Below are 2,645 nucleotides of genomic sequence, written 5' to 3'. Positions count from 1 at the left end.
TCCCGACGCCGGGTGAGGTGTTCCCGCCGCGCCGCAAGCCGCTGCCCCCGCCCGCCGCCCGCGCCGCCGGGTAGCTACCCTGGACGCCATGGACTACGTTTCCGCGCTCGTTCCCCCCGTGGTGATGGCCGTCTTCTTCATCGGGCTCATCGTGACGATCGTCAAGAGCCAGGGCGGCCCCAACAAGGGCAAGGAAGACGCGGCCGTGGACGCCGCGCTCGCCCGCGCCGAGGCGGCCCGGCAGCGGCCGACCCCCGGCCAGGTCTGACAGCCGCGGCGCCGGTCCGGCCCGACGGCACCGCCCCACGAAGTACGGCGCGCTTCACGCGTCAAGGGCGCGCGACCCCATATCGGGGGCGCGCGCCCTTTTTGCTGTTCACCACCGTAAATAACCAGCCATTCGGGACATCTCCCACTATGGTGCAGATGTGCCTCGCCAATTGGGAGAGCTGGAAGACGCCGTCATGACGCGCGTCTGGCAGTGGAACCGTCCGGTGACCGTCCGGGAAGTCCTGGAAGACCTTCAGCAGGAACGGTCCATCGCGTACACGACCGTGATGACCGTAATGGACAATCTCCATCAGAAGGGCTGGGTGCGCCGGGAAGTCGACGGCCGTGCCTATCGATATACCGCGGTCTCCACCCGCGCCGCCTACGCCGCCGCACTGATGAACGAAGCGTGGTCGCAGAGCGACAACCCCGCCGCCGCACTGGTCGCCTTCTTCGGCATGATGTCGCCCGAGCAGCGCGAGTCGCTGCGCGATGCCGTACGGATGGTCGGACCGCCCGAGGACTCCCCGGATCCGGCCGATCCAACCGACGCGGCGGAACCGGCGGATCTCCCCCGGGACCGGGAAGAGGACGCGGAAGGCGGTCCGGAAGACGGGCGCGAACGCCGCCGGGAACGCGGTCCGGAACAGGGTCCGCGAGAGGGCGTACAAGCCGCGGAACCCGATGGGACCGGAGACGGTCCGGGGCGATAGCGTCCGGTCATGTCTTATGCCCCCGCAAATGCCGTCACCGTCCGCCGGGCCAGGACCAGCGATGTCCCGGCGGTCCGCCGCCTTCTCGACGCGTACGTCGGCGCGGGCATCCTGCTCGACAAAGCGACCGTGACGCTTTACGAGGACATCCAGGAGTTCTGGGTCGCGGAACGCGACTCGGATGCCCGGGTGGTCGGCTGCGGCGCACTGCACGTGATGTGGGAAGACCTGGCCGAAGTGCGCACTCTCGCGGTGGACCGCGAGTTCAAGGGCGCCGGAGTGGGGCATCTGGTACTCGACAAGCTGCTCGGGACCGCTCGCTGGCTCGGCGTCCGCAAGGTTTTCTGCCTGACCTTCGAAGTGGAGTTCTTCGCGAAGCACGGCTTCACCGAGATCGGCGAGACTCCGGTCGACACAGATGTCTACAGCGAGCTGTTGCGCTCGTATGACGAGGGTGTCGCCGAGTTCCTGGGTCTCGAACGAGTGAAGCCGAACACCTTGGGCAACAGCCGGATGCTTCTGCACCTGTGATCGCGGGAACCGGCGGAACCCGGCAGAACCCTATGTCCGAATCGCGTACGTTTCCCGCTGTGCATGCTCCCTGAACCTCTGCCGGGGGTTTGTGTTTTCCAGGCAAAAGCGGTTTCCTTTCCGCGTACTGCATTTTCGATGAAAGGAAATCCGGTGGCACAGAAGGTTCAGGTCCTTCTTGTCGATGACCTCGACGGCGGCGAGGCGGACGAGACCGTGACGTTCGCGCTTGACGGCAAGACCTACGAGATCGACCTCACCACCGCCAACGCGGACAAGCTCCGGGGTCTGCTCGACCCGTACACCAAGAGCGGACGGCGCACCGGTGGCCGTGCCGCCGGCGGCCGGGGCAAGGCCCGCGGTGCCGCTCCGGCGGGCCAGGACACCGCCCAGATCCGCAAGTGGGCCAAGGAGCAGGGCTACAACGTGAACGACCGCGGACGCGTCCCGGCCGACATTCGCGAGGCCTACGAGAAGGCGAACGGCTGAGTTCCCGCGCAGCCCGACGTTCCCGCGTCACCCGGACTCTTCGCCTCGGCCCGGTACGGGGCGAGCGCGGAGCCGGTCACCGGTCGCGTGGGGAACAGGCGGGCCCGGTGGCATTCCGTCGCCGCCGCGTCCACCAGCCGGACGAGGTCGGGGGTGTCCCCTCCGCCCCCGCCGCCTTCGGGTCCGGCGAATCCGGTGAACGCCGGCAGGGTCGCTTCGACCTCGCACCCCGGCTCGGGAGGCCGCAGCCATACGGCGGTCTCCCGCGAGCCGTCCCGAGCGGGCGGGACGCTCCGGCCGGGCGGCGGGGGAGCGGTGATCCGGCCGTCGGCGCCGATGGCGGACAGGTCCAGGCCGACCCCGCCCCACTCCAGCCAGTCGAGCAGCCCGGGCAGTTCCTCGGCGCTGCCGGCGGCCACCAGGAACCGCATCCGGCGTCCCGTCAGGGCGACCGGGCCGGTCCGTGCGAACCGCCCCAGCAGGGCGGCACCAGCGGGCGCCGGGAGGTCCAGCACGTCGAAGCGCAGCCCCGTCAGGAGCCGCACCGGCGGGCCCGCCACGACGGCCCAGCCGAGTTCGCGCTCGTACCACTGGGCGAGCGGGAGCCCCGGCGGGGTGCGCGGCGGGGGCACCGGCCCGGGC

The 2,645-nt window shown here is 70.1% G+C and carries 5 protein-coding genes; 4 read left to right on the top strand and 1 reads right to left on the bottom strand.

All coding sequences use genetic code 11. The annotated features are described in order from the left end of the window. Positions 1-88: 88 nt before the first annotated feature. The 4 genes from ACJA3G_RS34790 to ACJA3G_RS34775 all read left to right on the top strand — a co-directional run bounded on the left by ACJA3G_RS34790 (position 89) and on the right by ACJA3G_RS34775 (position 2,003). Complete coding sequence (locus tag ACJA3G_RS34790; RefSeq protein ID WP_406557024.1) at positions 89-268, top strand: hypothetical protein; 180 nt, start codon at positions 89-91, stop codon at positions 266-268. 196 nt (positions 269-464) lie between these two features. Next, positions 465-983 carry a BlaI/MecI/CopY family transcriptional regulator gene (locus ACJA3G_RS34785; RefSeq protein WP_406557023.1) on the top strand — a complete coding sequence of 173 codons (519 nt, stop codon included), beginning with the start codon at positions 465-467 and terminating at the stop codon, positions 981-983. Between the two features lie 9 nt (positions 984-992). Continuing rightward, a complete protein-coding gene (locus ACJA3G_RS34780; protein WP_406557022.1) occupies positions 993-1,514 on the top strand; it encodes an amino-acid N-acetyltransferase in 522 nt (173 codons plus the stop codon). Between the two features lie 153 nt (positions 1,515-1,667). Then, entirely contained in the window at positions 1,668-2,003 is a 336-nt protein-coding gene (locus tag ACJA3G_RS34775) for an Lsr2 family protein (RefSeq protein WP_358832509.1), read from the top strand. Here the strand turns inward: ACJA3G_RS34775 and ACJA3G_RS34770 are convergent. Continuing rightward, complete coding sequence (locus ACJA3G_RS34770; RefSeq protein WP_406557025.1) at positions 1,982-2,635, bottom strand: SCO3374 family protein; 654 nt, start codon at positions 2,633-2,635, stop codon at positions 1,982-1,984. The genes ACJA3G_RS34775 and ACJA3G_RS34770 overlap by 22 nt on opposite strands. Positions 2,636-2,645 lie beyond the last annotated feature (10 nt).

The organism is Streptomyces sp. YS-3 (genome assembly GCF_045257485.1).
Taxonomy (GTDB): domain Bacteria; phylum Actinomycetota; class Actinomycetes; order Streptomycetales; family Streptomycetaceae; genus Streptomyces.
The sequence above is the reverse complement of the archived record's forward strand: the minus strand, read 5'-3'. Positions and strand labels throughout refer to the sequence as shown.